This is a genomic window from Paenibacillus sp. 22594, assembly GCF_052044425.1.
Classification (GTDB): Bacteria; Bacillota; Bacilli; order Paenibacillales; family Paenibacillaceae; genus Paenibacillus_AQ.
In genome coordinates this window covers 151,379-176,395 of the sequence record NZ_JBQENA010000003.1, presented here as the reverse complement: position 1 = coordinate 176,395, position 25,017 = coordinate 151,379, and the positions used below count along the sequence as shown (strand labels likewise).

Annotated in this window: 14 protein-coding genes; all 14 read left to right on the top strand. The window is 46.6% G+C overall.

The window, feature by feature from the left end; genetic code table 11:
• Positions 1 to 41: 41 nt before the first annotated feature.
• The 14 genes from ACTJKB_RS11520 to ACTJKB_RS11455 all read left to right on the top strand — a co-directional run bounded on the left by ACTJKB_RS11520 (position 42) and on the right by ACTJKB_RS11455 (position 24,978).
• Complete coding sequence (locus ACTJKB_RS11520; protein ID WP_440834070.1) at positions 42 to 2,078, top strand: DUF5693 family protein; 2,037 nt, start codon at positions 42 to 44, stop codon at positions 2,076 to 2,078.
• The gene (csaB, locus tag ACTJKB_RS11515) at positions 2,054 to 3,190 is read left to right on the top strand and encodes a polysaccharide pyruvyl transferase CsaB (protein WP_440834742.1); all 1,137 of its coding nucleotides are present in this window, start codon (positions 2,054 to 2,056) and stop codon (positions 3,188 to 3,190) included. The genes ACTJKB_RS11520 and csaB overlap by 25 nt, the downstream gene beginning before the upstream one ends.
• A gap of 7 nt (positions 3,191 to 3,197) precedes the next feature.
• Positions 3,198 to 3,953, top strand: a complete 756-nt coding sequence (locus tag ACTJKB_RS11510) for a WecB/TagA/CpsF family glycosyltransferase (protein ID WP_440834069.1) — start codon at positions 3,198 to 3,200, stop codon at positions 3,951 to 3,953.
• 116 nt (positions 3,954 to 4,069) lie between these two features.
• Entirely contained in the window at positions 4,070 to 5,197 is a 1,128-nt protein-coding gene (locus ACTJKB_RS11505) for a glycosyltransferase family 4 protein (protein WP_440834067.1), read from the top strand.
• A gap of 165 nt (positions 5,198 to 5,362) precedes the next feature.
• A complete protein-coding gene (locus ACTJKB_RS11500) occupies positions 5,363 to 9,322 on the top strand; it encodes an S-layer homology domain-containing protein (RefSeq protein WP_440834066.1) in 3,960 nt (1,319 codons plus the stop codon).
• 153 nt (positions 9,323 to 9,475) lie between these two features.
• Complete coding sequence (locus ACTJKB_RS11495; RefSeq protein WP_219214292.1) at positions 9,476 to 9,817, top strand: hypothetical protein; 342 nt, start codon at positions 9,476 to 9,478, stop codon at positions 9,815 to 9,817.
• A 498-nt stretch (positions 9,818 to 10,315) separates the two neighbouring features.
• Positions 10,316 to 13,207 carry a beta strand repeat-containing protein gene (locus ACTJKB_RS11490; RefSeq protein WP_440834065.1) on the top strand — a complete coding sequence of 964 codons (2,892 nt, stop codon included), beginning with the start codon at positions 10,316 to 10,318 and terminating at the stop codon, positions 13,205 to 13,207.
• 101 nt (positions 13,208 to 13,308) lie between these two features.
• The gene (locus tag ACTJKB_RS11485; RefSeq protein WP_440834064.1) at positions 13,309 to 13,872 is read left to right on the top strand and encodes a hypothetical protein; all 564 of its coding nucleotides are present in this window, start codon (positions 13,309 to 13,311) and stop codon (positions 13,870 to 13,872) included.
• A gap of 188 nt (positions 13,873 to 14,060) precedes the next feature.
• Positions 14,061 to 14,330 (top strand): small, acid-soluble spore protein, alpha/beta type, encoded by a 270-nt coding sequence (locus ACTJKB_RS11480; protein ID WP_440834063.1) that lies wholly within the window; start codon positions 14,061 to 14,063, stop codon positions 14,328 to 14,330.
• Positions 14,331 to 14,586: 256 nt separating this feature from the next.
• Positions 14,587 to 15,789 carry a methionine adenosyltransferase gene (gene metK / locus ACTJKB_RS11475; RefSeq protein ID WP_440834062.1) on the top strand — a complete coding sequence of 401 codons (1,203 nt, stop codon included), beginning with the start codon at positions 14,587 to 14,589 and terminating at the stop codon, positions 15,787 to 15,789.
• Positions 15,790 to 16,050: 261 nt separating this feature from the next.
• The gene (locus ACTJKB_RS11470; RefSeq protein WP_440834060.1) at positions 16,051 to 20,088 is read left to right on the top strand and encodes an Ig-like domain-containing protein; all 4,038 of its coding nucleotides are present in this window, start codon (positions 16,051 to 16,053) and stop codon (positions 20,086 to 20,088) included.
• Between the two features lie 232 nt (positions 20,089 to 20,320).
• On the top strand, positions 20,321 to 23,035 hold the full coding sequence (locus ACTJKB_RS11465; protein ID WP_440834058.1) for a stalk domain-containing protein: 2,715 nt from the start codon (positions 20,321 to 20,323) through the stop codon (positions 23,033 to 23,035).
• Positions 23,036 to 23,093: 58 nt separating this feature from the next.
• Positions 23,094 to 24,251, top strand: coding sequence for a sensor histidine kinase (locus tag ACTJKB_RS11460; protein ID WP_074111414.1), 1,158 nt, complete (start codon positions 23,094 to 23,096; stop codon positions 24,249 to 24,251).
• Between the two features lie 4 nt (positions 24,252 to 24,255).
• The gene (locus ACTJKB_RS11455; protein WP_074087298.1) at positions 24,256 to 24,978 is read left to right on the top strand and encodes a response regulator; all 723 of its coding nucleotides are present in this window, start codon (positions 24,256 to 24,258) and stop codon (positions 24,976 to 24,978) included.
• The last annotated feature ends 39 nt before the right edge of the window (positions 24,979 to 25,017 follow it).

Genomic DNA, 25,017 nt, shown 5'->3' with positions numbered 1-25,017 from the left:
AGCCTTGAACAGGCTTTAAGTGAAAGAGGAGGTACTTTGGAGTGCAGCAGAAATGGCAACGTTGGAACATCGCTTCACGGAAGTGGTTATGGATAATAGTGGTGATTGGTGTGCTTGCCGCATTGCCTGTCGTCTATGACCGTCTGCAGACGGAGAAATCTTCCAAGACCGTTGAGTTTGTTTTTGATTATCGTGACTTGGTGGAGGTGGCCAGCTACCGGGCGAATCCACAGGACTATATCTCCCAGCAGCTTGATCGTTTGAAGGCTGCCGGAGTAGGCAGTATGGCTATTTACGAGAACACGCTGGAAGATTACCGCAAAGCCCGCCGGCTAATGATATGGGGGGCGGCGGATATCGCTAACCTCATGAACACCGTAATTCCGGAGAATGAGAACTATACATATGTCCTCTTTACCAGTCCGGAGAACAGTGAAGCCCTTGCACCTATCATCCGTGATGGCTTTAGCAGCTTGGATATAGCTACTGAGGATTGGAGTTTCCGCGGGCAACAAGGGCTTATTATCAAAACCCCGCTGGAGGATGCCACACTGAAGCCGTTGCAGCCGGACCCGTTTACTCTGGAGATGCTGCATGACAAAGGGTTTAATATCGTACCTCGGCTTGTGGATTCCCTGCCTTACAATGAGGCTGCCGTCACCAAACTGCTGGATCGGTACCAGGAGCTTGGTGTTAAACGTCTGCTTTTTGAAGGCGAGTCTGTTAAAGGATTTAACGATGATGCAGATTTGAAGAGCATTACTGCTTTCTCCAATCTTCTTAAGGAACGCGGAATGGGGATTGCTGCCATTGAGAACATCAAAGCACAGCAAAAAGGATTCAATAAATTAGCGTATCTGCTGGATTACAATGTAACCCGGCTGTACTCGCTCAGTGAAGGTGATTCCGCCCTTTCTCCGGAAACGATCGCCGACCGCTTTGCACTTGCCACAAAGGACCGCAACATCCGTATGATCTACATCAACACGATTCCATCGCGTGACACATCCAAGGCGGAGATTAAGGATACTCTGGATAATCTCATTACAAGCCTCAGTGAGCCTGGTGGCGCGGTTGAGAAAATTGAGAATAATGGATTTACTTTGGGACAAGCTACTGCCTTTGATGTTGTGGATTCCTCTTTCCAGCGGTATTTTAAATTGATTGCTGTGATAGGTGCAGTGGCGATGGTTGCTCTTTTGGTCTCCTACTTTATACCGTGGCTTACGTTGCCTGCCTGGGCCCTTGGTCTTGTGGGTAGCGCCGGGCTGATGCTACTGAAGCCGGAAATGTTCGAACAGGCTTTAGCGCTTGCAGTGGCGATTAGCGCACCGACTGTCGCAACCATACTGGCAATACGCAAAATTAATGAAATGGGTCCTCCGCTTAGGACTAATCCATTGACTTTTGTGGTTATGTCACCGCAGCGCCGCCTGACCCACAGTTTAGTACTCTATATCAAAACTGCGTTGATCTCCTTGAGTGCCGTGCCGTTTGTCATCGCGCTGCTGAACAATATCACCTATAGTCTCGTGCTCAATCAGTTCCGTGGTGTCAGTCTGCTGCATCTGGCGCCAATTGCGCTGATTGCTGTATATGTGCTGCTGTACCGTGGAGAGTTCGTTCTGAGCAAGACCGGAAAGCTTCTGCGGACACCGATTACCTTAGCTTGGGTGATAGCTGCCGGTGTGCTGGGAATCATGGGAATGTACTATCTGAGCCGGACTGGTAATAACGGCAATGTAAGCACTCTGGAAATGTCTTTCCGTAACTTCCTTGAGAATGCTGTCGGGGTCCGTCCGCGCAACAAAGAATTCCTCCTGGCCCATCCGCTGTTTATCCTGGGTGCTTTTATGGCCTATAAATACCGGAATGCCGCTTTTATCATGATCATTGCTGTTATCGGCCAGCTCTCCATGGTTGATACCTTTGCCCATATTCACTCTCCAATTCTGATTTCACTGGTTCGTGGACTCCTGGGACTGGGCCTGGGCCTGATTATTGGTCTGATCGCAGTAGGGGTATGGCAGCTTGTAGAAGGGTGTTGGAAACGATGGTCGCCGCTCCTCAGAAAATAATCATCTCGGGTTATTACGGTTTCCGAAACAGTGGAGATGAAGCGGTGCTGCAGTCTATCCTTATTGCACTGCAGAAGCATTCCCTGGCGACGGGGATAGCTATCGACCCTGTTGTACTATCGATAGATCCCGAATGGACGACAGCGACCTATGGCGTAAAGTCCGTACACCGCATGAAGCTTGGAGAGGTGCGAAACGCCATTGCCGGAAGTGCAGGATTGATTAGCGGGGGAGGCAGCCTGCTGCAGGATGTGACCGGGAGCAAGAGTATCCCATACTATCTCGGAATCATCAAGCTGGCTCAATGGATGGGCAAACCGACCTTTATTTATGCTCAGGGAATTGGCCCGGTCAACCGTAAGCTCTTTCACCCGTTAATCAAATCGGTTTTCCGCAAATGCAGCTATATCTCTGTACGGGATGAGCAGTCGCGTGAGTTGCTGCAGTCCATGGGATTAGACTGGAATAAGATAGAAGTGGTTCCTGACCCGGTGATGGGCTTAAGCCTTCCGGAAGATCAAGTACCAAGCAGCAAAGGAGCTCTTTCACCGTCGGCAGTTCAGACTGTTGGAATTTCGGTACGCTTCTGGGAACAATCGCGCGGGGAACTGGATGCTATCACCGAGGGGTTGCTGAAGGCCTGCAAGCAGACTCCGCTTCATCTTAGGTTTCTGCCTTTCCACCATTCATCTGATAATGAGGCTTCACGGTATATCATGCAGAAGCTGGAGAATGAAATCTCCCAGTATGGTGGAGTGGTCAGTATCTGTGAGGATGCACTGCATCCACAGCAAATGCTGCGGGAGGTAGGGGAATGTGATGTTCTAATCGGAATGCGGCTGCACAGCTTGATTTATGCTGCAGGCAGACGGGTGCCTCTCATTGGCATATCGTATGATCCGAAGATTGATCATTTTCTGGAACGGGTTGGTTGCCAGCCTATTGGAACGACGTCTTCACTGGACAGCGGCAAGCTTACTGCCGAAGTGCTGCAGCTTTTGTCAGCAGCGGATGAGTGGAAGCTTGAACGTGAGCCGCGTATTGCTTCACTAGTGCAGGAGGCAGAGGCGCCAGCCCGGCAAATTGTTGAATATTTCCGCCGTAAAGGGTGATTGATACATGAAAGCAGACAGTAGGATCCCCACTGTGCCGATTTTTGGCATCCGGGTATCCAAAATTGATATGAAAGCCACCGTGTCCTATTTGACCGATGCTGTCAAAAAACGTGAGCCGCATCAGGTCATTACAGCCAATCCAATCATGGTAATGACGGCATTGGAGAATCCGGCGTACATGGAAATTATGAGATCAGCCGAACTGGTGGTTCCCGATGGAACAGGTGTCGTGTGGGCCGCGGAATACTGCAAACAGCCTGTAGCTGAGCGTGTAGCAGGGTTTGATCTGTTACATGAATTACTGCACCGAGGAGAAAGCTACAATTGGAAGGTATATCTGCTGGGTTCTACACCCGAGGTGATTCGCGAGACGGCCTCCCGGTTACAAACTCAGTATCCCGGTATCATCATCGCGGGCTATCACGACGGATTTTTTGCTCCCGACGCGGATGAGGAGATTATTAGTGGAATCGTCAAAGCTCAGCCCGACCTGCTTTTTGTCGCTAGAGGAGCAGATAGTCAGGAGCCCTGGATCGCCAAATACAAAACCCGGCTGAACATCCCGGTCATGATGGGTGTCGGCGGGAGCTTTGATGTGATCTCCGGCAAGAGCCGCAGGGCGCCGAAAGCCTTCCAAAAACTTCGTGCGGAGTGGTTATATCGCCTTCTTAAGGAGCCAACCCGCTACAAAAGAATGCTTGCGCTGCCGAAATTCGCAGCAAAAGTGCTGCGTGAGAAAGATAAAGTGACAAAAGTTTAGAGAAACGCGGTTATTTAGTGCGAAAATCCGTTCAGCAGCCTAAAAACGGAATTGGAATTTGTTTTACGTTCAGCGTATAATTCAATGCGGTAGAGAAATGGAGGTCGACTGGTCAAATGTTAATCATATACATCGCCGGATTCATTGTGTGCATGGGACTTGCACTGCTTTTGACACCACTGGTGAAGAAATTCGCAATTAAGATTGGTGCCACGGATGTGCCGAATGCCCGTAAAGTGCATACTAAGATCATGCCCCGCCTCGGTGGACTAGGTATTTTTCTGGCGTTTGTGTTAGGTCTGCTTGCCGTATTACCGCTTATTCCTTATGATTTTACTCCGCGGGAGGTAAGTTTCATCAAAGCGCTGCTCTCGGGCGGCGGACTGATCGTTCTTATCGGTGCACTGGATGACCGGTTCGAGCTTTCGGCAAAGGTGAAACTGTTAGGCCAGATTGCCGCAGCGTGCATCGTTGTTTTTGGATTTGGGATTACCGTTGATTTCGTAAACATTCCATTTAATAATACGTATTCCTCGCTGGAAAGCTGGATTGCCATTCCGCTAACCATTTTCTGGATCGTCGGGGTAACGAACGCCGTTAACCTGATCGATGGGTTGGACGGGCTTGCTGCCGGGGTTTCCGGTATCGCAATCGCTACTATTGCTGTCATGGCGTTTTTGATGGGCAATACGATGGTTGCACTGCTTTGCCTGCTTCTGCTGGGCAGTATTCTGGGTTTCTTGTTCTTTAACTTTCATCCCGCCAAAATCTTCATGGGTGATACAGGCTCGCTGTTCCTGGGCTTCTGCCTTGCGCTGCTTGCCTTGCTGGGATTCAAACAGATTGCAGTTGTATCCTTTATTACACCGCTCTTGATCATCGGAGTTCCGCTGTCGGATACGTTTTTTGCTATCGTCCGCCGGAAGCTGCAGAAGAAACCCATCTTCGCTCCGGACAAAGGTCATCTGCATCACTGCCTGCGCGAGCTCGGCTTCAGCCACCGCCAGACCGTACTGATTATTTATGGAATTGCCGCATTCTTTGGGGTACTGGCTGTTATCCAAACATCTGCGGCCCTGTATGAAGCCAACTGGGTTACCTTCGTCGTAATTTGCGTGATGCTCTTCTTCCTGCAGATCGGCGCAGAGATCACGGGTGTCATCAGCAAGACCAAACGTCCTTTAATTAACTTTCTGCTAAGAATGCGAATGAAGGTCAGTCCGGAGCGCGGTTCTAAGTCATAAAGGCACTAAATACGGAAATATGCAATTATATTCCTTTAATTTACAAAGCTCATCCTTTTTAGGATGAGCTTTTTTATTGTATTCCTAAAAAATTCTGCCACTATGACCGATAAAGAACAAAGTGAAGAATATCGAGAACATATACTCAAAGGAGAGATATAACACATGTTACGCTTTAAGAGACCATTCGTTTGGCTGCTGCTGGCGGCTCTGATCGTTTCCATGTTTCCAGGCAAATACACGCCGCAAGCAGCGGCAGCAACTACTGCGACCACGACCTACTTCAGTCCGGATGATCTCACGCTGCGGAATACAGCAAAACTTGACCAAACAGCTGCCACTGGTTCTTTAACAGAAATTACCAGAAGTACAGTATATAAGACAAGCGCCCCCAACTTCTCCATTACGGGTACTTATGCACAGGTAACGGCTTCCACTATGAAAGTGACTGTGCAACAGATGACGCAGAGTGGGGGGAAGTGGGTTACCGATGAGACACATACTACTACTGGAGCGGTAACTACAGACACATTAAACCCTGATAACCGTTTCATTGCAAGTGGCCTCACCCTTTTCACAGGTTATAATAAAGTCACTTTCTCAGGGATGCAGGGCTCCTTGACACGCTCCGAATCGTTTTATGTTCTTTATGATAAGGTCCCTTACATTTCTTCTCTCCAAGTACTTGGAGGAGGACCTACGGCCATTAATTTAAATGAAGGTACAAAGGTTGTCGTACCTAACCAGCAGATTACGCTCCAAGGTAATGTAACGAATGCAACCAAGGTAGGCGTATCTCTTAACGGGGGTTCTTCCCTGCAAACCTCTCTTCTTGAGGATGGAACCTTCTTTACACCAGCTCTAACTTTGAAATCCGGGGAGAATACGCTGGACATTGTAGTGCAGAATGCAGCCGACTCCATTTCAATTAAACGTTCGGTGTTTTACTTTGACACCAATAAGCCATTTACCGATCTGCAAATCGTTCATGGCAAAACAGCACCCGCTGCACCCGCAACTCCACTTGATAAAGCTTACAGTATATTGGATAAGGTCCCCACATTAACGGATGCAGCAACATCTGCCAAAATCATCGGCCAGGTGCTTCTGCCTTATAATTCGAGTGCTAAAACCTTCGAAGACGACCATGAGGTCAAAATAAATGACATAGTGGTTCCGGTTGAAGTGCTTGAATCCTATACAGTTGCAGCGGACGGGGGCTTCACCACACAAGTTTCCACACCTCCAGCTACAGCAGCACAGAAAGAAATTATTATCCCGGCTCCGGATGGCGTGACGCCTCAATATCGTCTGATCACATTCCAGACTACAACTCCATTCACGCTTACTCCGGGAGCTTCTAACGTAATCATCGGAATTAAGTACGGGACTTATACTACATCGGTCAAAGAAACCTATAAGTTCTTGTCGGGCGAGAATGTTATTACGGATATGTACTATCTTTCAGGTTATAAAGAAGATCCTACAGCTACCATTGACGCTAAAACCTTATCGAGGCTTCCTTTAAACGGTGCTGAAGTTGGAACGCCTGACTTTTTCATTATGGTGAAGTCAAGCGCGGCACCTTCAACTTTACTGGGTTCTTACCTCCCTTTGGGTGCATCGCTGACGTTAGAGCCACAAACTAACCTTACTAACCTTGGTTCCAATGAGGCTGTCTATAAAGTATCCGGGTTTTCCAACGGACAGCAGAAGGTGAAATTTCAATTTAAAAACTCGCAATCCTTCTATAATGCAGATATTGCTTATGTCTCTAAAAACTATATTTATGTAGCTAATTTAAATGATGGTCAGACTTATACATTTAGTTCAGCTAATGCTGCAAATACTTTGACAGTATCAGGTGAATATATCGGATTCGAGAATATCAGCAATGCCCAGGTTTTCGTCAACGGAATTTCACCGACACTTTCGGTTACTGAATTTAATCCTAAGAACAACCCGAAATTCTCATTTGTATTGAACATTGCTGCTGAGGGACCGATCGTATATGGTGAGAATAAAATTGTATTCACCGGGACCTCCATGGACAATGTGGGGAATAAGAGAGAAATTCGTAAAGAACTGAAAATCTATGTTGTGGATACCAATGTATCCAACCTGTCGCAATTCCATCCTAAGCTGCCTAAAGGTAGAGCTGCGCTCAGCCATACAAATTTAAAGGACTATACGGATAAAGAACTTAACGATATTCTTGGATTGACTTCTGAATTCATCTATAAGAACGAAAAGTATGTTACAAGTCAAACCAGCTACGATTTGGTACTCAGAGGAGGAGCAGCAAACAAACTTAACCTGTACCAAGGTTCTGAACTGTTCCTATCCCTGGACAATAAAACTCTAGGCTCAACCTCGGATAAAAAAGGGCCAGAGCAGTTCACTTACAGAGGAAAGACCTACTACTATGATTTTGTGGGTAGCAGCACGGATTTCATTTTGCGGATCATGGACATTCCGGCAGAATCCGCGGGAAGCATTGTATATAACCTGGAATTAATCAATGAAACCGGTGCACGTACGAATCAACGTATGGAAGTGGAACGCGAAGTTTCTCCATACCGTATTTTATCTCCAGTAGAAACGGTCGGAAAACAGATCGTCGTCAATAAAAACTTTGTCCGTTTTGATATTGAAGCTGAAGGGGCAACCAAGGTTTTAGTTGATAAGTTTGTAGCTGTTCCACGCACAGATTTGCCGAACAGATTTACGCTGGATTATGTAGGTTTGAAGCCAGATAAGGCTACTACAATTAAAATTCAGATTGTTCGTGCTGCGGCAACCATAAATGATACAATCACTGTTTACTACGCTAGTGCCGTTCAAGTAGACACGCAATTTATGGCTGAAAAGGTTGCTGCCAAATATAGTGTATTCAACAAAGGACTGGAGCTTGCATTTCCAAAGGGGACCCTAATGAAAGGCAACACTACCTCCGGTGCGGCAAAGTACTATCCTGATACCAAACTGCTATTCGGAATCGCTGATCCGATAGATGGTGTTGTTGAACGTAAAAATGATTATGGCAACACAATCAACGTAGATGCAGATGCACGCACACCAGGAGGCCAAAGCACATTGCTGATCCCTTCCGATCTGGTTTTACGGTTTAACTCTACAGTAGAAACCAACAACTTCTCCCGGGTATCCGACATTTACTGGATCAGCGGAGGCCTTGGGGAAAAGGGAACTAAGGGCACTGCACTCTACAAACCAGCCACAAATGGTATTGCGCCATACTCGGTAGAGGGTAACTTCACACAAATTGAAGCTGAACGTAAAATTGTTCCTTCACAGCGTGGAGAGCTGACCCTCACGTTTAGTCCCAATATTGTGGATGAGGTTGGATCAACGATAACAGTGTACCGTTATACAGACTCGGGACAGTGGGAAAATATTGGTGGTGAGGTCGATACGAAGAAACACACGATCACCGTACCTTTTGATCAATTTGGATATTATACAGTAATGAAACTCCGCCGTGGATATACTGACATCACGAACCACCCGTGGGCAAGAAACCTCTTGAACGGGCTGTACTCCAAAGGTATTATGAAAAATCTGAGGTTCGATCAATTTGGAGCCGATGATACGACTACACGAGGTGAGTTTGCTACCCTGCTGGTAAAAGGGCTGAATATCCCTCTAAGCTACAATAACAGCCAGCAAACCTTCTTTGATATTGTGCCGGAGGCAGTTTCGACAACATGGGATTTCAAACATATTGAGACTGCGGCGAGAGCAGGGATCGTAACAGGCCTGAGCGATGGGTTCTTTGGCCCGGATCAGCCGCTTACAAGAGAACAGGCGGCAGTGATGATTGCAAGAGCCTTAAAACTCAAAATGGCTCTCAACGATGCCAAGCTGCTGACCACTCTTACCAAATCATTTGTGGATTCGGGAAGTATGGACTTTTACTCCAGACCAGCCATTGATGCGGTGTCTAAAGCCAAAATCATGGAAGGCAGTGCCGTGACGATTACGGGTCAAACCAAACCGGTATATAATTTCAATCCGAAGGGCAAGCTGACTAGAGCGGAAGCCGGAAAGATTGCTGTGTCGCTCTTCAAGAAGAGCACAAGCATCTTCCCAAAAACCTTCAATTAATGTAGGAATAGAACGACAGGTCCGCGAAAACTGTTCGCGGACCTGTTCTTTTGTAATGTAAAATATCTGCCATCGACATTAACTTTGTAATCTGCATCGTTTTACGTTACAATAACTTAGAAAATAATATTTTCTGAAAGGTGAAAGCCATCGATGAAACCGATTTTATCAAAAGCACAGCTGGATTACATGAAAGCAAAGAATTCGTTTGAGAATAGAGCTAAAGTTATGGAAAAAGAAATTGCCGCAAAACGTGCATTGCAGGAGATTACGCAGGAGGTTATGGAAGAACTTGTACAGGCTACAGGATTCCATGATGCATACAATGATCTTGTCACTGCAGAGAATGCTCTAATTGAATGGTCGCATACTACGATCAAACATGAGAAGACCTACCGCGAAAATCGCGGGGCAATTGATGCAATGTACGAGAATGTGAATGCCAGCCCTGAGAAACGTCAGGAATTGATTCAACTATCGATGAAGATTCGTTAGACCATAGCTATAGAGACAAGCGCCGAGAACGGCGCTTTTTGTTTGCTCTTATTATCAAAGAATGGTTTGAAATAGGATAATTATGTTTATTTACTTAACAAATATTGCTTAATGACGTTTTAAAAGCCTCTATGCTATACTGAGTCCCGTAGCCGCCCATCATTAACAATAGTTAGCAGAACATACATAATGTATCTTCTAATGGAAAAGTACCGGGTCGCAGGCCTCAAAAAAATATTTTTGAACAAAGCGCAACTTTTCTGAATCTCTTGCGTTTAAGGTGTAGAGTCATTTACCCACGGCATGTGCAGTATTGTATAGCATAGCCAAATGGAAAAATTAGCTTTACGTGACTTGAGGCACATTGTATAATACTTAGGTAGAATTAGGAATCTAGTATTACTCTGTCTTCAGCTTGTTTACAAGTTTCTGTGATACCCGTCACAGACATTATTTATACTTAATATGCTCAACTCGGGAAAGGGGGTGCATCGGCTAATGAGTGACATGAGCTACCCAACTAAAGAAAAATCTCAGTTCATGAACGTCCAAGGAGGAGAAAAAAAGGTTATGAAGAAAATTTTATCCGTAGCATTATCTACAGCAATGGCATTCTCGATGTTTGCCTCTGTAGCGTTTGGTGAAACTGCAACTGCAACAACTCCACAAGCAAAATTTGATGCTTTAGCAGCTAAGGGTGTCCTTAACGGATATCCAGACGGTAAAGCTCATCTTGAAAAAGATCTGACTCGCGCTGAATTTGCTAAGATCGTTACTAAATTGTTCGGTCTTACTGAAGTAACTGGCAAACTGTCTTACAAAGACAAAGGTTACACAGCAAGCAACTGGGCAGTTCCTTACATCGAAGCAGCTACTGCAGCTAACTTGATGCAAGGTAAAGATACTGTTAAAGGTCTCTTCGACTACAACGGTAAAGTAACAGTTGAAGAAGTAGCGGCTGTATTGTTCCGCGCTCTGAAACTTGAAACTCCAGCTACAACTGATAACTCCGCATCCGCATGGGCTAAGGGCTATGCTCAAGCTGTTATCAACGCAGGACTGGTTGCTCAAGGTACTAACTTCAAAGCTAACGCTACTCGCTCTTTGGTAGTAGAAGCAGCTTATGCAGTTGACACCATCAATAAAGCTCCTGCAATCAAAACTGTAGAAGTTTTGGATGCTTCAACTTTGAGCGTAACATTTGTTGACGGCAAAACTGCCGAAATCAAATTGGCTACAGCTCTTGTGGCTGACAAAGCAACTGAAGTAACCTTCACTTACAATGGTTACACCTACAAATACACAGTTACACTGACTGCTCCACAAGTTAAATCCGTAACTGTTCTGAATGCTAAGCAAATCCAAGTAGTATTCAACAGAACTGTGAATGAAGATTCAGCAAAAACAGTAACTAACTATACTTACCAAACCAATGCAATGGCTAAAGCTCAGGCTATTCCTGCTAAAGGAACAAACGGAACTGACATTGAATTGGGCGCTGATAAGAGAACTGTAACAATTACAACTCCAGCTGCTTTGAATTCCAGCCTGGGTGGAATCACTGCCGGAACTCCATTCAAATTCACTGTTACTGGCGTAAAAGATACGTCTGCTGCAACAGTTGCTGATTACACTGCAACTTTGACTTCCAGCGATTCCGTAGCTCCAGTACTTACTGCTGCTAGTTCAACAGCTAAGACAACAACAAACGTTGTTACTCTTACCTTCTCCGAACCAGTTGATCCAACTGGCGCAATCGTATATGTAGGTGGCACAGCTGCAAAATCCGAAGCTGGTTCCACTCCTACAACAATTAAAGTAACAACTGGTCAAACTCTGACTGCTGGTAAATCCTATGAAATCAGCGCTTTGAACTTCAAAGACTTCGCTGGTAACTTCTTGGCTCCAAACCCAACTGCTTTGTCTGTGGCTGTGTCCTCTGACGTAGTAGCTCCAGTGGTTCAAAGCGTAACAGCAACTCGCGATAACTTGATCAAAGTTGTATTTGACAAGAATGTTGCAGCTCCAATTACTGGTGCAGTTAAACTTCTTGATGGTAACGGAAACCCTGTAACAGTATTGAACTCCAAACCTGATGGAAAAAATCTTAATGTTGAACTTGGAACTGTACCTTTCAATTCCGCCGGTACTTTCACTGGTACATTGATCCTTACAGACGCAATCCAAGATACTCTGGGTAATGCTAAAACAACTACAAGTCATGCTGTTACGTTGACTAAGGACGTAATTGCTCCTGTAGTTCAATCCGCATCTTATGACACTAGCAAAATCGCTACTGGCGAAATTGTTGTTAAGTTCAGTGAAGATGTTACAGCTTCAGGTAGCGCTGCTGCATTCAGCTTGATCAATGCTAATGGTGTGGTAGTTACTAGTCCTACACTTGTGTCAGCTACTGGTGACGCAAATGATTCCACACAAGTGCGTGTTACTACAAGTACGGCTCTGAATTCCGGTACTTACACTCTGCGTGTAAACAATGGCGTTGCTAAGGATAAATCCACTCAAACAAACAGTAACGGTGCAGCTGTTCTGAACTTTACTGTGGGTGCTTCTAACGATAGCGGCAAACCAGAAGTAGCTACTACTGCAACTCCAGTACCAGCTGGAAATCGTTTGGCTGGTAACCAAATTAAGATCACCATGAAAGACAACATCGGTCTTGATCTGGTATCTGTTCAAAACGTAAGCAATTACTTGCTCAACGGTAAAGCACTTCCTGCTGGCGCTTATGTAACAGTTGAATTACCATCAGGCGTTTCTGAAAGTGCAGCAACTAATATTACTGCAGTTATCAACTTGCCAGCTGGCTCTATCGCATCCACTGAAGGTTACACACTGAATGTTACTAATGTTAAAGACAAAGCTGGAAATATCGCTAATGCGGTTGCTGTTTCCGGTCTGGGTCTAAACGATGATGTATCACCAGTGATGAATTCTGCAACAATCTCCAGCAATGGTTTGGTTGTTCTTGGATTCACTGAAGCTGTTTCCACAGTAACGGCTGGAACTTACGATGACTTCGAATTCGTAATCAATAACGTAACTGTAGCTGGATCCAATGTTCAAAACATTGCTACATTTGCACCAGGTACTGGTACTGATGCAGGTAAATATGTAGTTACCTTCAAACAACTGGTTGATGCTACTGGTCAATTGTTCCTGGATGTTGATGGTAGTGGTACTTACACTGCTGGTGATATCCTGATTCAAACTGCTTCCACTGCTTCTAATGGAACGTTTGATGTGAACAAGGTTGCAACATTAACTGTTAGAGTTTCCAATGCAGCTAATACTGTAACTGACGTTGTTAAATCACCAAGTCCATTCGCTAACCCAATCACTACTGGCACAAGCATCACAGTGAAATAATATTTCACTTAAGCTTTACATTAAGGCAGAGAGCAGTAATGCTCTCTGCCTTTTTATTTAGTTATTAGATCAGAAATGAGAAAGGGCTGAACTATAGACGTATGAATAAACTAACAAAAATTTCTGCGCTTACTGCAGTTCTAGGTGTCACTCTTATCGCAGGATCCATTATGAATCCTTTTGCCGAAGGAGCAAGTGTAGGCTCACAGCCAGGAACGGCCGATGATCCGGTTGTAACCAAAAGTTATGTGGATCAACAAATTCAGAAAGCGCTTCAAGGTGGTGGAGTTGCTACTCAAGCACCAGTGGCAACAGCTACCCCCGCACCCACTGCCGCACCAACCAAAGCTCCTACGCCTACACCATCAAGCACGCCTGCCCAGATTGCCTCAACTGCGTATGTTATTGTCGATGTGAAGCCAGGTCAAACCCTGATTGCTGGAGCAGGTTCGGAGTTTATTGTACGTGCTGGCAAGGCAGTAATCACTACGCAAGACAGCAATGGCGTCGGTGATCTAACCGATGGAGTAGACCTTGCCAATGGAACTGCAGCTCCGACCAACCATTTGCTGTCTTTTCCACGTGAAGGTCGAGGGATAACTGTCCAAGACGGTCAAACTTTGGGTCTGGTTGTCATGGTTCGCGGCACATATACATTAAAATAACAGATACTCCAGACATACATTTTTAAGAGCTTGATTTATTTACCTACAAGATAGGATGCCCTAACAATGGCTTGTTCATACTCTCGGAACGGTTTGCCACGACTGACAAACATTGAGGTGACTCGGGATTATGGATCAAGCGTACAATACTTCCTGTATTCTTAAAAAACATCAGGAGGTGCTTGATTATGGCACGTACTAATCGCACAGTAGTACCGGAAAGCCGGGCAATGCTCAAACAAATGCAGTATGAAATTGCTTCTGAGTTTGGTTTATATGGTGCTCCTTCTAGCGGTGGAGCGGATACTGAATTTGCCTCTGAGCTTGGTGTAACCGGTGGTTCCATGGGGTATGGATCTTCTTATCTGGGACATCTTACTTCCCGAGACAATGGATCTGTTGGTGGAGAAATTACCAAGAGGCTTGTGAAGCAGGCCGAGCAGTCTCTTTTTAAATAAGAATGCCTTGAATTGACACCATCCGGCAAATAAGATAATATGACTTTTGAGGAAAGCCATAACCTTTTCCAATCGGAAAAGGTTCATTTTTTGAACTTATTCAACAATAACTATGATTATTGAGTTGAGGGAATTAAGTAATGCTAGACCGAAGTGGACAAGTGGTCCAATTCTATCTTTTATGAGATATTTAGTCTGGTATTCACGAAAAATCCCTTTATACAGTGTCAAATAAACAATATGGGAGGTTGTTGTATTGTCTATTAAAGGACGTCATTTGTTTACTTCAGAGTCCGTAACCGAGGGACATCCGGATAAAATCTGCGATCAGATCTCCGATGCGGTCCTCGATGCTTTTTTGGCTAATGACCCTAATGCCCGTGTGGCTTGTGAAGTTGCTGTTGCAACCGGTCTGGTATTGGTCATTGGTGAGATCAGCACCAAATCGGAATATGTGGATATCCCGGCAATTGTTCGCAATACCATCAAGGAAATTGGCTATACGCGTGCGAAATTCGGTTTTGATTATAATACATGTGCAGTTTTGAGCTCACTAAATGAACAGTCGGCAGACATTGCCCAAGGGGTCAATGCTGCACTGGAGAACCGGGATCCAGCACAGGTTGCTGAAGAAACTGCGAATATTGGTGCCGGCGATCAAGGACTGATGTTTGGTTTTGCTACCAATGAAACTCCTGAATTAATGCCGCTGCCGATTGCATTGTCTCACCGTATTGCCCGCCGTTTGTCTGAGGTCCGCAAGAATGGTACCTTGGAATATTTGCGTCCCGACGGCAAAACCCAGGTGACCATTGAATACGACAATGATAGACCGGTTCGAGTGGACACTATAGTAGTCTCTACCCAGCATGCAGAAGAAATCTCACTTGAACAGATTCAGGCTGATATTAAGGAATATGTGATTCTGCCCGTAGTTCCGGCAGAGCTGCTTGATGAGAACACAAAGTACTTTATTAATCCAACAGGACGTTTTGTCATTGGTGGTCCGCAAGGCGATGCGGGTCTGACCGGACGTAAAATTATCGTCGATACCTATGGGGGTTATGCCCGTCATGGCGGTGGTGCGTTCTCAGGGAAGGATCCGACTAAAGTTGACCGTTCTGCGGCTTATGCAGCCCGTTATGTGGCTAAGAATTTGGTTGCTGCCGGCTTGGCTGACAAATGTGAGATTCAATTGGCTTATGCCATTGGGGTAGCAAATCCTGTCTCGATTAATGTGGATACATACGGAACAGGTAAAATCAGTGAAGAAAAGCTTGCCGAGCTGATTAGCAGCAATTTTGATCTTCGTCCAGCTGGAATCATTTCGATGCTGGATCTGCGTAAGCCTATCTATAGACAAACCGCAGCGTATGGCCATTTTGGGCGTACGGATGTTGACCTTCCATGGGAACGGGTGGACAGAGCCGAAATGCTGAAGACTCAGGCAGGATTATAAGGTACAGGTAATTTTCGCAACACTGGGCATGCCTAATGTTCTGATATAAATAAATTCTTTCTTATTATATGCTCGCCCGCAGGACAGCGCTTTGATCATTAAAGCCAGCTACTGCGGGCTTTTTTGTGTGCCTGGAAATGTGCTGGATCGTATTTGCCTCTTTCTCATCCTGGAAGTCTTCTAAACTTTGGAAGCCTTGTAGCCGAAATATAAGAATATATGTAAAAACGAATGTATGGCTTGAGAGGAGTCTATCACCACATGAAAAGAAAAGTTACCATATGGGCAGCACTCATTCTGGCAGGGGAATTACTCCTGGGGACGGTCTCTCCTTCACTAGGACTTGGGACATCGCCGGTATTCGCCGCGAGTGAATTCGGGTTGTCTGCAACTTCACCCGCTGCAGGGGAGACGAACATCAACATAGGCTCCTCGATCAAATTGAATTTTGACCATGTAGTGACTCCGCAGAGCGGAGATATCACAATTACTCAGGCAGGCACACCATTTGCCACTATTTCCGTAGGCAGTCTCGGACTGGTCGGAAACTCCAATTACTTTGAAATCAAATGGGGGCCTAATAAGCCACTCGAACCTAACAAAAGCTATAATGTATCACTTCCGAGGGGGTTATTCAAAGATAGCACGGGAGCGGAATCATTGGCGACAAATTGGACTTTCACTACATCCCCAGAAGCTAGTCCTGCGGTGTCTGTTACTGAATTCTCACCAGTGAACAACTCGCGGCCTGATTCTACAACACTGAACCAGTTGAGCTTCAAGCTCAACAAGAAGCTGCAAAAAGGCGGAGGGTCTGCAAAGCTCGTCTCTTCAGCCGACAATACACTTGTTCAGGAGTTCAAGTTCATAGACGGAGAACCCTATGTTAATGTGCAGAGCGATGGCACTACTACTACTGTAAGTATGACCTTGGCCAGTAGGCTGACGCCAGGCGGTACTTATTATGTACTGATCGACAACTATGCGCTCAAAGATGACGATAACCGCACCTTTTCCGGGATTTCGAGCGGCAGCGTATGGAGTTTCACGGCCAAAAGCAATGGAGTAGGTGCAACCGTTTCACCTGCTGGAGGTTCTACTGGAATTCATCCTGCAAGTGATATTCAGCTGAATTTTGACCGTCCGATGATGCCGAATACGGGCGCAATTTCGCTGACACCGGTTAACAACAGTGCAGGTAGTATAAGATATTTTAATGTCAATTCTACAGTGGTTACAGGAGGCGGAACGAGAACCATCACAGTAGATGCGGCCTCACCTGCGAACATGCTGCTGGAGAAAACCATGTATACCGTTTCTGTGCCGCAAGGAGCCTTTTATGATCAGGACGGCAATTTATTCCCTGCTTCCGGGCCACTTACATGGAGCTATACCACAAGTGAGATCACGGGGTTTGGCCTCGAGTCGCTTACACCAGCAGACCGCAGCGAAGCTGTAGGACTTAATCCAACTATCAAAATTACATTTAACAGGAATGTTGTACAGAATACTGCGGTGACAAATCCGGTAACCCTGTATAAGGGGGATGGTACTAAGCTGAATTCAAACCTATCGGCGGGTGCTACGGGCAAAGAGTTTATCGTAACCCCAGCCGCGGCATTTGAGAATAATACGACGTACTACTTGGATATTGCCAATGGCGCTTTTGTGGATGCTAACAATAGTCAGGTTATCTATGGCGGACTAAGCGGCAAAAATGTCTGGAGCTTTCAGACCTATTCGCTGGACAAGACGGCTCCCGTGCTCGCACTTGCACAACTGGATAATACCCGCACCATCCGCTTGAAATATGATGAAATACTAAAAACGGATGCGTCTTTGCTGCCTTCAAGCTTTGTCGTGACAGTTAACGATGAGAAGCGTGCGATTGATGGCATCTCCATTCAGGGAGACAGTATCTACATCACGCTCAGTACAGGAGTTGCTGTGGGTCAGGTTATCAAGATCAGCTATACAGGAGGACTTCGGACCATTCAGGATTTGAGCGGGAATGTTGCCAGTACCTTCTCCCAGCGTCAGGTTACCAATGGAGTCCAATCCGCTTTAACGACTCTGAAAGACGGAATACTTACCGGGAAAACTGTTTTGCTAAATTTTAATGATACATTAAAAGTGGCCAATTCTAATGCTTATAGCCAGTTCAATGTGTATGCAGATGGTACTTCTCTTGGGGTGAACACTATTACCTCTAGTGGGGCAACGGTTTACTTGAGCTTGAACAATGCAGCGACAAACACCCAGATTATCCGTGTGTCTTATTCTGCGGGCTCTTATCCGGTGCAGGATATGAATGGGCAGAATGTAGCGAATTTCAGTGATGTCTATATCCGCAATAGTGGGGACACGGTTGCACCAGCGTTTCAGAGTGCGACCGGTTCAGGCAACAAAATTGTACTGACCTATAACGAGGGATTATCTTCAACCAGTCTTCCAATGAACAGCCAGTTTTCCGTTCTGGTAGGCAGTACACCGAACTACGTTACGGGCGTGGATGTTAGTGGAGCGCAAGTCACCTTAAAGCTGCAGAGTGCGCTGGCAGTGAATCAGCCGACTACAGTCTCGTACGTACCAGGAACAACAGGAATCAGCGATCTGAACGGCAACCGTGCGCCATATCTTAACCTTCAGCCGGTGAGCGTTTCGGGTACAAGCGGTACTACAGTCCCTAATATCAGTTCAGCAACCATTACAGGGGACGAGCTGACTTTGACCTTCAGCAAAACCATGCAGGCCTCTTCAACACTGAACGCAAATCAATTTGCTGTAAGATTTGACGGCAGCAGTATTGGTGTGCAGAGCTATTACATGTCCGGCAATACACTCAAATTGGTACTGTCCAGCGTGGCAAAGACCGGTCAAGCGGTGGATGTATCCTATATGTCTAGTTCAGGTACTATCTCGGATCAAAGTGGGACTACCTTATCTTCCTTTAGCGCACTTACGGTACAAAATCTGACGGGGATTACAGGAAATGCCTCAATAGCAGGCAGCCCCTCTTATCTGGGGATCTTGGCAGCCAGTGAGTTTGGAAAAGAATATCCTTTGCTCAAAAGCGACTCCTCTACAACGGTAGATGACCGTTCGGTGTACAGCCAATCTGCAAAAAGATATAACCTGACAGCTGACCGCCTAAAGGCCAGTTATGATTTTGTATACAAACTCGGCAGTTCCGCAGTGGCTTTTGAGGTTCCTTCAACGGAATCGTCAGCCTATGTGAGTGTACCACTCAAACCTCTGCTGGATGCAGTGAACCGTGACAGCAAGGCGGTATTTCTGGTCCGTTATGGTGACCATCTATACAGTCTTGGGCTAAATAACGTGAATATGAACAGTCTTGCCGCGACACTCATTGCGGACAGCAACAATATCTCACTTGTTTTGCGGATGGAGAAGGTCCCTGCCGGCACCTTTGCACCATTTGAGCAAAAGCTGCAGTCACAGGGACTTCGGACCATAACAGGTCTTATGGATATCCGTCTAAGTGCTGCGGTTAATGGAAATTACACCAGCACTACTGCGTTGAGTGTACCTGCTGAATATACAGTACGCACAACTGCTACGCTGAATGGTGACCAGACATCGGCTGCCAGATTGGACCTTGCATACTATGACGCTGCGTATCTCCCAACCAAAATCAGCGCAGCGGGTAGTTATACGGTGATCAAAGCCGGCACAACCGGCAATCAGGTAGTGGGTACATTCCTCTCGACCCGGAGTTTTTCCGATATGAGCAGTCATTGGAGTAAAGCGATCGTTTCTCAATTAGCCGCTAAGAATATTATCGACAGCAGCTATGGCAGTACCTTTATGCCGGAGCAGAAGATTACACGGTCTGAGTTTGCTATTATGCTCAGCCGGGGGCTGGGGCTGCTGGGAGACAGGGAGACGGCACAGCGCTTCAGAGATGTACAGCCTTCAACACAGACAGGTGATTATATTGGCGCAGCCGCCAAAGCAGGGATTATTACCGGAAATACGGATGCTACATTCCGTCCGAATGATAATATCACCCGTGAGCAAATGGCAATTATGATGATTCGGGCTATGGAGTATACTGGCCATCCGATAACCCTGAATGGTAGCTCCGCTTCCGCTTTGGCGGCATTCAAGGATCGTTCCAGCATTCAAAGCCAGGCTGCTGAATTTGTGGCTAAGGCTGTACAGCAAGGAATTATCCTGGGAATGACTACCACAGAGTTCCAGCCCCAGGGTAATGCCACACGTGCCCAAGCTGCCGTTATGCTGCAACGGATGTTGACCATGGCAGGGTATCTGTAAAATCAAATGGAATATACTTAAGGCCCCGCTTTTGCGGGGCTTTTTTTGCATTCTCTGAGCCGCTCCAAGAAGAAGGGGATTTAGCTTAAATCTAGTAATATTCGCAACTTTTCCTCTTAAAATCAGTCTATTAAAGGGTAGCGGGAAACTAGGAATGTGTTCCCAGCCTTTGAAAGATTCTTGATATTTAAAAAAGAGATGGGAGAGTTACGCTGAAATGAATGAAGTTTTCATGGGGAAGAAGAGTAGAGAGCAGTTGCAGGAAATGAAGAAGCAGCCAGCCAAAAAGTGGATTGCGGCTTCATTGGCAGGAGTACTGTGGATCATGCCCGTCTTAGGCAGTGAAGGTATGCCGCAATTCAGCTCAGGACCAGCACCGATCGCTAGGGCAGCCTCGTCCTTTGCCGTAACCAAGCTGGGTGAAGAGATTATTACTTCAGGCGCTATTATGATGAAATATAAATACACATCAGCCCGTTCCGGGAAAACAGCCACCGGCCTGGCGGATGTCGTCCGCGTCGATCTTAGTAATCCTTACGTATCCCTCGATGTAATGACCGGTAAGGGCGGCCATTTGACTACACGGCAAAGTACAGGAGGCATGGCTGCAGAGACTGGGGCAGTAGCCGCGGTTAACGGAGACTATTTCAATACAGGCGGTGAAGGTGCACCCATTGGTGGGCAGGTGTCCGGCGGGGTTGTTGTATCCACACCTTCACAGCTTGACGGAATGTATGCTTTTGCTGTAACCAAAGACCGCAAACCGGTGATTGATGAGTATTCATTCGAAGGACTTGTTACCGCGGAGGACGGAGCCCAATTCCCGTTGTCTGGTATCAACAAAGGTGCATATAGCCCGGAGGGCGGCAGCTCGACCTATAGTCATGCTAATGCGGCTTATATCTACACAGATGCCTGGACGGCTCTAGACCGGCCAAAGAACAGCTCAACTACACCTACCGAGGTCCTTGTGGAGAATGACATCATTACCCAGATATCAGCAGATAAAGCTTTGCCCATGGCGGTTCCTAAGGGAGCCTACATTCTGCGGACACACGGGCTGGGAGCCCAGTTCGTTAAAGCTCATCTGGTTGTAGGGCAAAAGCTGAGCAGTGTCTACACCCTGCGTTCCAAATCTACGCAGCAGGAGCTCGATCCAGCCAGTCTGCAGATGATGATTGGCGGGCATACCATTCTGGTGAATAACGGCCAAGCGGCAACGTTTTCCCGTTCCACCTCCAGTATCGGAGGCTACCGTGCACGCACAGCGCTGGGCTACTCGCAGGATGGACGGTATGTGTACGTGATTGCAGTTGAAGACAATGCCAACAGTGCAGGCATGTCGCTGACTGAGCTGCAATCCTTCATGACAAATATCAATGTCTGGAAAGGGTTGAATCTGGACGGAGGCGGCTCTACAACCATGGTAGACCGGCCGCTCGCCGAAACCTCGACGACCCTGACCTTCAACACCGAGTATGGCACCGAGCAGCGGAGTATTGTCAACGGGGTGGGTGTGTATACCTCGGCTCCGAAAGGGGAAGTGAAAGGGATCAAGATTAGCGGCAGCTCGGCAATGCTGATCGGACAAAAGGTAAGCTATTCTTTAAAAGGCTATGATACGTACTACAATCCAATTGATGTGGCTTCGGGGAATCCTTCCTGGACTTCAAGTAACGGCAGTGTAACCATAAGCGGCGGGGAAGCTACTGCTGTCAAAGCAGGCACCGCTACATTGACAGCCGCCAGCGGGGCTGCCACTGCATCGACCGAGGTTACGGTACTAGGTGGAGAGAATCTCTCAAGCCTAACGGTAGGAACAGCAACCGCGCCACTCACAGCCGGGGCGTCAGTGTCTGTACCTGTGACAGCTGTAGCCCAAAATGGTTCTTCGCTTACCGTTCCGCCAGCTTCACTGGAGTGGGAGCTGATAGGCTTTAAGGGCAGTGTGGGGGACGGCAAACTTACAGTTGATTCCGTGGATCCTGGTGTTACAACAGGTTATGCAATCGCCCGTTATGACGGATTCAGCACTGCAGTTGTATTGTCAGCAGCAGCAGCTACCTCATGGGAGGATTTCGAAAATGTTGGCTATCCTATCGCATTCACATCCAACGTGAACAGTGTAACCGGATCGGCAGCAGTTGTGGCCGGCAGCGCTGAAAAAGCAGGCTCCAAAGTACTGTCACTCGGCTACGATATGACTGCGGGCAGCGGCAAAATGTACGCCTATGCCCAGCTTAACGGAAGCAGCGGCAAGAGCATACCGGCTGCGGCAACGTCGATGTCACTTGATGTGATGGGGGATATGAGCCTAAACTGGCTCCGGGCTGAAATAGTAGATGGAAGCGGGGCGGTTTCCTACATCGATCTGGCCAAAGTGATCGACTGGAACGGCTGGAAAAGCCTCAATATTAATCTGTCAGGTTCCGGCATCAAGTTCCCGGCATCATTGAAGCGTTTGTATGTGGTAAATGTGGAGGAAGGCCAGGATGAACGTGCCAAGACAGGCACAGTTGCTTTTGACAATCTGTCATTCGTCATGCCTTCACTATCCAGTGAAGCCGGACTTCCGAAGGGAACCGCCGCAATGAGCATCGGGTCCAAGTCTATTACACTAAACGGTGTGAAGAATCCGATTGATGTGGCTCCAATTGTCAAAAATGGAAGTACCTACGTGCCAATAAAGGTAGTTATGGATGCATTTGGCGGGAGTGCCTCATGGGATCAGAACACCAAAAAGATTCTGGTGCTGCGTGGAGCCAAGGCCCTTGATCTAACCGTAAACATGAAGGAATTTGTATTGAACGGTAAACGTCAAAGCGCTGAAGTAGCGCCTTTAATCCTACAAGGCAGGACTTTAGTACCGCTCAGATTAGTTTCAGAACAACTGGGATTGACCGTAAAATGGGAACAGAAAACGAAGACCGTAACTATCGAATCGTGATATGGTAATATTAAAGGAAAGCCTTTAATACGATCCGATAGAAATGGGGCAAGCATCCGTGGAATTTCAAGCCGATGCGATAGATCGCGTCATTAAGAATACCATCGACGTGATGGAGAGCAGCAAGTATCAGATATTTGAAATATTGCAGGTTGCACGGGATGAGCTTGTTGCACTCACCAAAGAACTGCAGCGGGTCATGGATGAAACGGATGAAACATTGCAAAAAGTAGACAAGCTGGAGCTGCAGTACCACCGCTCCCGTATCCGGCTGACGGAGGTCAGCCGGGACTTTGTCCGCTACTCTGAGAAGGATATCCGGATCGCTTATGAGAAAGCAACAGAGCTTCAGCTTGAGCTCATGATGACCAGAGAGAGGGAAGTCTATCTCCGGAGCAGACGTGACGAGCTACAGCTGCGGGTCCGCAGTGTCGAAAATTCGGTAGAACGGGCAGAATCTATTGGTTCGCAAATGAGTGTTGTTTTGGAGTATCTATCCGGGGAACTAGGACAAGTGACCAGAATTGTCGAATCTGCGAAGAACCGACAGATGATTGGACTCAAAATAATCCTGGCTCAGGAAGAGGAACGGAAAAGAATTGCCCGGGAAATTCATGACGGTCCCGCTCAAATGCTGGCGAATCTAGTCCTAAGGACGGAAATTGTAGAAAGAATGCTGGTAAAGCAGGAATTCGGGCTGGTACAGGACGAAGTAATAGACTTGAAAGGGCAGGTAAGATACAGTCTGGAAGAAATGCGTAAGGTGATTTTTAATCTGCGTCCGATGGCGCTCGATGATTTGGGTCTGATTCCGACACTTCGAAAATACGTGCATGATTATGAGGAAAAGACAAAGATCCGCACCTCTTTTGAAACGAGGGGCAAGGAGCACCGGCTGTCATCAGCTATGGAGGCAGCCGTATACCGTCTGGTCCAGGAGGCATTGTCGAATGCGGCCAAGCATGCTTTTCCAAGCTACGTATTGGTGGAGATCACCTATCAGGCACAGCTGATCAAGATTGTCGTGAAGGATAATGGATTAGGTTTCAATGTGAAAAAAATCAGTGAACAGGCAAATCGTGAAAGTTTTGGGTTGGTCGGCATGCGTGAACGCGTGGAACTGCTCGAAGGAAGAATGGAAATACTGTCAGCTGAGAATCAGGGCACAACAATCGTAATTCACATTCCGACGAATGTGGAAAAAGGGAAGGAGTAATGTGATGGAAAACCAGAATCCTGGCAAGTCGCCCATTAAAGTTCTTTTGGCCGATGATCATCAGTTGTTTCGTGAAGGGCTTAAGCGGATTTTAAATATGGAGGAAGATATTGAGGTCATTGGGGAATGCGGTGACGGTATTCAGGTACTTGAATTCTGCAATGAAACCAAACCTGATATCGTACTGATGGACATCAACATGCCGATTGAAAATGGTGTAGAAGCCACACAAAAGCTGCGGGAGATGTTCCCGGATGTCAAAGTGATTATTTTATCGATTCATGATGATGAGAGCTATGTATTTGAAACGCTGCGCAAGGGTGCCAATGGCTATTTACTGAAGGATATGGAGGCAGAATCGCTTATTAACGCGATCCGTTCGGTCTGCGAAGGCCATGCCTTTATTCATCCAAAGGTTACGGGCAAGCTCATCAACCAGCTGCGCCGCATGACATACCTCAATGAAACAGGAGCAATTGCTGAAACTGCGGTTAAAGAGGCTGGTGTCAAATTTGTTGCAGGCGACAATAATCCGCTGACCCGGCGTGAAGCAGAAGTGCTTCGGCTGATGGCTGAAGGCAAGAGCAACAAGATGATTGGTGAGTATCTGTTTATCAGCGAAAAAACCGTCAAGAACCATGTGAGTAGTATTCTTCAAAAAATGGAAGTTGACGATCGTACACAGGCTGTTATTAATTCGATTAAATATGGGTGGGTAACCCTGTAGATGATAGGTTAAGCTATTACATATAATGATTGCAGCTGC

What these genes read in the sequence shown, in the direction of transcription:
- csaB (WP_440834742.1), top strand. Translation starts at nt 2,054, where the DNA reads ATGGTCGCCGCTCCTCAGAAAATAATCATCTCGGGTTATTACGGTTTC.
- ACTJKB_RS11510 (WP_440834069.1), top strand. Translation starts at nt 3,198, where the DNA reads ATGAAAGCAGACAGTAGGATCCCCACTGTGCCGATTTTTGGCATCCGG.
- ACTJKB_RS11505 (WP_440834067.1), top strand. Translation starts at nt 4,070, where the DNA reads ATGTTAATCATATACATCGCCGGATTCATTGTGTGCATGGGACTTGCA.
- ACTJKB_RS11500 (WP_440834066.1), top strand. Translation starts at nt 5,363, where the DNA reads ATGTTACGCTTTAAGAGACCATTCGTTTGGCTGCTGCTGGCGGCTCTG.
- ACTJKB_RS11495 (WP_219214292.1), top strand. Translation starts at nt 9,476, where the DNA reads ATGAAACCGATTTTATCAAAAGCACAGCTGGATTACATGAAAGCAAAG.
- ACTJKB_RS11490 (WP_440834065.1), top strand. Translation starts at nt 10,316, where the DNA reads ATGAGTGACATGAGCTACCCAACTAAAGAAAAATCTCAGTTCATGAAC.
- ACTJKB_RS11485 (WP_440834064.1), top strand. Translation starts at nt 13,309, where the DNA reads ATGAATAAACTAACAAAAATTTCTGCGCTTACTGCAGTTCTAGGTGTC.
- ACTJKB_RS11480 (WP_440834063.1), top strand. Translation starts at nt 14,061, where the DNA reads ATGGCACGTACTAATCGCACAGTAGTACCGGAAAGCCGGGCAATGCTC.
- ACTJKB_RS11470 (WP_440834060.1), top strand. Translation starts at nt 16,051, where the DNA reads ATGAAAAGAAAAGTTACCATATGGGCAGCACTCATTCTGGCAGGGGAA.
- ACTJKB_RS11465 (WP_440834058.1), top strand. Translation starts at nt 20,321, where the DNA reads ATGGGGAAGAAGAGTAGAGAGCAGTTGCAGGAAATGAAGAAGCAGCCA.
- ACTJKB_RS11455 (WP_074087298.1), top strand. Translation starts at nt 24,256, where the DNA reads ATGGAAAACCAGAATCCTGGCAAGTCGCCCATTAAAGTTCTTTTGGCC.